6 protein-coding genes are annotated in these 6,403 nt (G+C 43.9%); 1 reads left to right on the plus strand and 5 read right to left on the minus strand.

Annotated features, from left to right (window positions below; all coding sequences use genetic code 11):
• The 5 genes from dltA to ACLOR3_RS02945 form a co-directional block, all read right to left on the minus strand.
• A partial coding sequence (gene dltA, locus ACLOR3_RS02925) for a D-alanine--poly(phosphoribitol) ligase subunit DltA (RefSeq protein WP_412036995.1) occupies positions 1-1,267 on the minus strand: 1,267 nt, incomplete at its 3' end.
• Positions 1,268-1,305: 38 nt separating this feature from the next.
• Complete coding sequence (locus ACLOR3_RS02930; protein ID WP_006595368.1) at positions 1,306-1,434, minus strand: teichoic acid D-Ala incorporation-associated protein DltX; 129 nt, start codon at positions 1,432-1,434, stop codon at positions 1,306-1,308.
• 146 nt (positions 1,435-1,580) lie between these two features.
• On the minus strand, positions 1,581-2,846 hold the full coding sequence (locus tag ACLOR3_RS02935) for a S41 family peptidase (protein ID WP_411400187.1): 1,266 nt from the start codon (positions 2,844-2,846) through the stop codon (positions 1,581-1,583).
• A 246-nt stretch (positions 2,847-3,092) separates the two neighbouring features.
• Entirely contained in the window at positions 3,093-3,776 is a 684-nt protein-coding gene (locus ACLOR3_RS02940; protein WP_129269741.1) for a DUF4956 domain-containing protein, read from the minus strand.
• The gene (locus ACLOR3_RS02945; RefSeq protein ID WP_129269739.1) at positions 3,769-4,548 is read right to left on the minus strand and encodes a polyphosphate polymerase domain-containing protein; all 780 of its coding nucleotides are present in this window, start codon (positions 4,546-4,548) and stop codon (positions 3,769-3,771) included. Before ACLOR3_RS02945 ends, ACLOR3_RS02940 begins: the two co-directional genes overlap by 8 nt.
• A gap of 228 nt (positions 4,549-4,776) precedes the next feature.
• Here ACLOR3_RS02945 and ACLOR3_RS02950 point away from each other — a divergent pair, with 228 nt between their 5' ends.
• A complete protein-coding gene (locus ACLOR3_RS02950; RefSeq protein ID WP_206135096.1) occupies positions 4,777-6,027 on the plus strand; it encodes a carbohydrate-binding domain-containing protein in 1,251 nt (416 codons plus the stop codon).
• The last annotated feature ends 376 nt before the right edge of the window (positions 6,028-6,403 follow it).

Raw genomic sequence — 6,403 nt, forward strand, 5'->3', positions numbered from 1 at the left:
TGTACTGAGATTTGTTCAAGTTTTGAGAAACATCTTCTAGCTCAATACGGTAACCATTAAACTTGATCTGGAAGTCCATCCGTCCACCATAGAGAAGGAGACCTTCATCTGTCATGGTTCCGACATCTCCCGTATGATAGGCTGGAAGACCTTCAAATTCGAAGAAGGCTTCTGCTGTTTTCTCTGGATTATTCATATAACCTTTTGAAACAGCTGGTCCAGACACGATGATTTCCCCTTGCTCTCCATTTGGCAATTTGTTCCCTTCCTCATCAATGATGAAGGTTGGAGAATCTTCTTTGGTATAGCCGATTGGCAAGCGCTTAAGAGTCGCTAACATCTCATCTGTAATAGCGACTGCCGACAAAGCAACAGTTGCTTCCGTTGGTCCATAAGCATTGATGATGCGCGCATTTGGAAAACGCTCGCGCAATTTCTGAGCGGTTTTCACGGTCAACTCTTCCCCATCAAAGTAGAAATGGGTGATACCTGGCATCTTTTCAGCATTGAAATCTTCAGACAGCATAGCCATATCTGCAAAAGATGGCGTCGAAGTCCAGATCGCAATTGGAAGCGAAAAGATGGTCGCAAAGAGTTGTTTGAAGTCTTGAGTGATAGCTGATGGAAGGGCAAAAAGCGTTCCCCCAAGAGCCAAGGTCGGTGCCCAATACATGACAGACAAGTCAAAGGAATAGGGTGGTTGCGCCAACATTTGCGGACGCTCTGGCGTCGCAAATTCCTTGTCTGTGATCATCCAGTTAGTAAAGCTGAGCAAATTATCATGCGAAATTTGCACCCCTTTTGGTTTTCCAGTTGTCCCTGAGGTAAAGATGATGTAGTAGTTATCATCCCCTTTGACCGGATGTTGCAAGTCATAGGCATGCTGAGCCGCATAAGCTTCACGCACTTGCTCCAAGGACATGATTGGAGCAGCTGGGTTTTCGATTGGAAACTCATTGATGGCAATAATCAAGCTAGGCTCTGCTACTTCAACAATAGCAGACACGCGCTCCAAGGCAGAATGGCTATCAATTGGGATATAGGCATGGCCAGATTTGGTCAAGGCCACAAAGGTTGCCAACATTTCATACTCTTGGCCACCAAAGACCACAACAGGTGACTTTTCAGGAAGTCCCATTTGGTCAATGTGGGCTGCTAAACTATCTGAGTCTGCCTTCAATTGGCCATAGGTATGCTCTTCTCCAAGAACATTGTAGACAGGATAGTCTGGTTGCAGTTGGGCGAAGCGCTCAATCGCCTCGATCATATCAGTAATTGGTTGGTTTGACACGGTAGGGATCTCCTTTAAAATTCATTGTAGATAAAGCCACCCTGACCTTGACCAAGGTAACTAAAGAAATAGAGTAGGGCTAAGAAAATAGCGAAATACAAAATTGTTTGCCCTATAAATTTATAAAGTGTTTTATGTTTCATCTTTTTCACTCTTCATTTTGATTTTCACTGACTATTTTACCATTTTTTGTTCAGTCATAGCAATCCAAACACAAGGAAAAAATACTAGAAAACGTTACCATAAGAGACGATTACTATCCTGATTTAAGACAACCGCTATCTAAGCCTTATCTTGCCGTTTCGCAACTCTGACGAATCAACTCCAAACACTTGTCTAGATCTACATCTCTTTCAAAATGAGCGGGACTCCAGGGAACCTCTATATCCGGCTCCACACCTTGATCCGTCATTCCTTTTCCTTGATTGATGCATAGACAGCGAGAGGTAGGAAACATCAATCGATAATCGCCATAATCAACGGTACAACAATTGGAATAGTCTAAAATTCCGAGAGTTGGTCTACCTACCACCGTTACCTTCTTAAACTGCTTCATCATCTGGACAAAATTATCACCAGATGATCGACAATAAATATCTGATAAGATAAAGATCTGTTCGGGATATTGGCCACCTCTAACCTCTGGGAAGAATTCCTCGCTTTCTTGCTGATACGGTACATAACCTTTGCCCCGATGGCAGAGCAACTCCACTTTCATAGCTTCAAGCAGTTTAATGGTTTCAGGACTAATTTCTTCCTGTTGCATCCAGTCCTCAAAGTCTTTCAAGCGCAGGTCAACATTACGTTCTGTATAGAGAATTTCCATGCCATCATCGTCCCAGTCAAGCGAATCATAGCCCTGATCCTTCTCTAAGCCTAGATGTAACAGAGGAAGATATAGAGAATCTGTCCCTCCGCCGTTCTGTCGGACATCAATGAGAAGAAACTTGACCTCCGTCATCATGGGTAAACACTCTTGATATACCCGACCAATGGCTCCCTCATCCATAAAATTATCCAGACGAAGATAAAGAATCTCATCGTCTAATCGTTTCCAAAAAATCTGATCTTGGATTGGTTCTCGACTGGGAACTACTTCAATGGTCTTTTCTACCCCTTCCCGAAGCAGAGTGACCCTTGTGGACTGAGAGATCAAATCTGCCCATTCTCGGTAGTGTCTTTCAGGGGTCTTGCTGATAAAATAGTCCTTATGAAGAGAGGCTACCTGCTCCAAGTCACTTCCATCCAAAGCTAAGATCTGATCTCCTACTTGAAGTCCTGTATCTTCATTTGCCCCTTCTACAAAGAGACCGTCGTCTGTCGAGCGCAACAAAAAACCTTTGTTGGGGGCCTTTTTCTTTCCAAAGGAAACATGGCCGATTACCCCAAAACTAGCTAGATAGGACCTGACTTGATAAAGAAAGGCATCATCCGTCATATCATCTGTAATTTTTTCTCGAAAAGGCTCTGGATCGCATCCTTTTCGATCCTTGATGGTAGATGAATCATGGGTCATAATAGAGACGACATCTTCAAAAATAGCAGTCTTTTTCATAAAGGATTCCTTCAATTTTTTAGAAACAGTATACCACTTTTTCTTAAAAAGTCCTTAAAAGCCTAAAAAGAGGCTGGGACAAAAGTTCTAGCCTTTCAATTGTCTTTGAATTATCGAGCAAGACGCAGTGGTTGAGTGGGCTCTACTACGCTGATTTCATCAGCTATTACAGCCCTACTCAACTGTGCGGAGGTGGGACGACGAAATCGAATTCTAACGAATTACCGATTTCTGTCCCACTCTCTTCTATAAGTTCTTTCTTTTCTTGGCCTTCTTGGTCAAGGATACATCGCAATGATGAATTTCTTCTGTTAGGAGAGTCGTCATTGCAAAATCATCGACTTCTGGTCTCAGATCCACTTCATAATCCAAGGTAAGCTGTTCCCCATTTTGGCTTGTATTGACCGAAATCAAGTCGACTTCTGTACAATTGCGATCCAGCAAACGGCTGATCTTATCTGCAATCCTAGCCTGATTTCCTAGCTCAATCGTCAGGTGACGGCGCCGTTGGTGGTCGGTCTTACTTTGCTTGGTTTCAAGCAAGAGCCAGATAGCTAACAGAAAGGCCGTAAACAAAACTGCCAATAAGAGGTAGCCCGACCCCGCTGCCAAACCAATAATCATGGCTAGGAAAATCGCGATCAATTCTCTCGAGCCGCTGGTAGCAGACCGAAATCGAATCAAGCTAAAGGTCCCTGCTACTGCAATCGAGGTCCCCAGACTCCCGTTCACTAGGAAAATCACCAGGGTCATCATGCAGGGAAGCAAGGTGAGACTGACGATAAATTCACGCGTATAGAGGGTACGGTATTTGTAGGTCCAAGACAGGGCCATCCCGAGCACCAGGCTGACGAGTAAGGCCAGCATCAGGCGCACCGGATCTACGGTTGCCGTAGCATTATTAAAAATAGAATCAAATAGATTAGACATAGGCAGCACCTGTCCTTTCTTGAATTGGCGTTGGTGCGTAGTCTAAGCCTTGTGACTTATGGTAGGCACAACTGTATTTCGAAAATTTCTGTTTGACCAGTCCGTACTTATCCAGAATGTCCTTCAGCCACTGAGGTTCTTCACCTGGGGCCTTGATTTCCATAATGATGGTATTTTCTTCTAATAAAGGCTCTCCAGCTTTCCCACGGAGGAGACTGACCTGCTGATCACGATAGACCAAGTTTTGATCCAGAGTGACCCGAATCTTATTGTAAGGATAGCCTTGGATGCTCTTCTTTTCTTTTAAGGACAAACGATCGTAATAGATGTACATCTGAGGCTGTAGTCGGTTATCATAGCGCTGGCGCAGAGCTTGGATTTCTTGAACCAAGTCCAGATCCTGAATGGTCTGATCCACTAATCCATCTGTCATGAGGCGGGTAATAGAGGAGGGGTTCGAGACCAGGCGGAACTTGTGACCAATACCTTCTACATCCTTTGATTTTACTTCTAGAAAAGCCGGACTCTTCACTGTTGGATGCTCTACATAGGTCCGCATCCGGATCTTTTCACGACGGTTCTGTTTAGCAAGGGCATCTTGGATCACATCAAAGTCTTCGGTATCAAAATAGACATTCGAAATCGTGGAGATGGGATAATCGTCTTCAACAACATATTTCTTCAAATCTTTCAATAAATCATCCAAGTCTTCTTTATTCACCACATATTTGGTTTCAATCCGCTTGAAGCTTGTCTCTACCGTTTTTTTCATGTTTTTCTCCTTTTGTTCTATAAATAAGTTGTCATTTTCTTTATCGTTATTTGTTGCAAAGCCACGAGTCGCTTTACTTGTTCCTTAGTTTAGTTGCCTTTTCTTAAGCTTTCATTAAGCCAAACTTAAAGAAAACTAAAGTTAAGGTTCCTTTCAGAAAAACTTTAGGAAACTTTCAGCTAGCAACTTTAGACTAGGAGCATATCAATGGAACGAGAGGAAAAGCTCATGAAATCAAACAAATGGAAATTCTTATTAACGGGGGTCGCTACCCTCACCTTACTGACAGCTTGTACCCAAGCGTCATCTCAATCAGCTACAACAAACAATACCGCCCAAACAACTGCTACTTCTACTTCAAATAGTAAAACAGATAGCTCCAACTATTTTACAGATAAGGACAAGGACACTTCGTATAATGAAAGTACAGCCTCTACTGTAAAACTGTCTGGATCTTCTGCAACTGTTTCAGGGGACGGCGTAGCCGTTTCTGGATCCACCGTGACCATCTCGAAGGCCGGAACCTATGTCATCTCTGGTGAATCCGATGGGGTTCAAATCAAAGTCGAAGCAGGTGACTCAGATGATGTTCATATCGTCTTAAAAGGCGTTACCATGACCAACACCAACGCGCCAATCTCTGCTACAAAAGCAGGGCATGTCTACCTGACTCTAGCAGAGGGCACGACCAATACCCTATCTGATTCAAGTTCAAACAATGATGAAGATGCCGATGCGGTCATCTTCTCTAAAGGCGACCTTACCATCAATGGTTCAGGTACGCTCAACATTGATGCCAAGAAGAACAATGGGATTAAGGCCAATGATACCCTCCACATCACAGGTGGAACCTATAAGATCACGGCTGTTGGAGATGCCTTCAACGTCAATGATGAACTCAATATCACTGGTACGACCATGACCATCGATGCAGATGAAGATGCCGTCAAGGTGGATAACGATGAAGATACATCTGTCGGAACCATGTATCTGTCTGACAATACCATGACCATTTCAGCTGGGGACGATGGCATCCATGCTTCTGGTGATCTGGTCATCGATAGCGGAACCTATGAGGTAACCGAGTCTGTCGAAGGGCTTGAAGGAAAATCGATCACCATCAACGGTGGAGATATCACCATCTACGCAAGCGATGACGGTGTCAATGCGGCCAATGCCAATGCCAACCAAGATGAAATTTTCTTCACTATGAATGGTGGAACCCTCAACGTTGAAGTCGGCCAAGGCGATACCGATCCAATCGACTCGAACGGCAACGTCACTGTGACTGGAGGAACCATCAATTTGACGGGGCAATCCGGCTTTGACTTTGATGGAACGGCCACCTACACTGGCGGAGACATCTATATCAACGGTGAAAAACAAACAGAAATTGTCAACTCCATGCCTGGAGGCGGTGGGGCTCCCGGAGGTGGCGGACCTCAAGGCGGTGGACCTGGCGGGCCTGGTGGACGCTAAGCCCTTCTTTCAAGGCAACTAACTGAAGCACACGAGAGTTATTAAAAGATGACTCCCTCGCTTCAAATGAGATCACAAGGAGCTGACCCTTACAGGAGAGAAAGCTTGTATGAATACCTACTTCGTACAAGCTTTCTCTCCTGTTTTTTCGTGCTTTCCAAGCTTTTATAGTGTACAATAGAAGAAATAGCGCTCTATAATTAGAAAGGGATTTACATGATGTCTAAAAAAATCACTCTCCTTACAACGCTCTTTTTGAGTCTTTTCTTCTTGACAGCCTGTATGTCTGATTTTGAATCACATTTCAAACCGGATGAAACGAGCTCTCGTACCTCTTCTAAAAAACAAGAGAAAAGTGAAAAAGAAGCCCCATCAT

Source organism: Streptococcus intestinihominis (assembly GCF_046824975.1).
GTDB lineage: Bacteria > Bacillota > Bacilli > Lactobacillales > Streptococcaceae > Streptococcus.

What these genes read in the sequence shown, in the direction of transcription:
- ACLOR3_RS02930 (WP_006595368.1), bottom strand. Translation starts at nt 1,434, where the DNA reads ATGAAACATAAAACACTTTATAAATTTATAGGGCAAACAATTTTGTAT.
- ACLOR3_RS02935 (WP_411400187.1), bottom strand. Translation starts at nt 2,846, where the DNA reads ATGAAAAAGACTGCTATTTTTGAAGATGTCGTCTCTATTATGACCCAT.
- ACLOR3_RS02940 (WP_129269741.1), bottom strand. Translation starts at nt 3,776, where the DNA reads ATGTCTAATCTATTTGATTCTATTTTTAATAATGCTACGGCAACCGTA.
- ACLOR3_RS02945 (WP_129269739.1), bottom strand. Translation starts at nt 4,548, where the DNA reads ATGAAAAAAACGGTAGAGACAAGCTTCAAGCGGATTGAAACCAAATAT.
- ACLOR3_RS02950 (WP_206135096.1), top strand. Translation starts at nt 4,777, where the DNA reads ATGAAATCAAACAAATGGAAATTCTTATTAACGGGGGTCGCTACCCTC.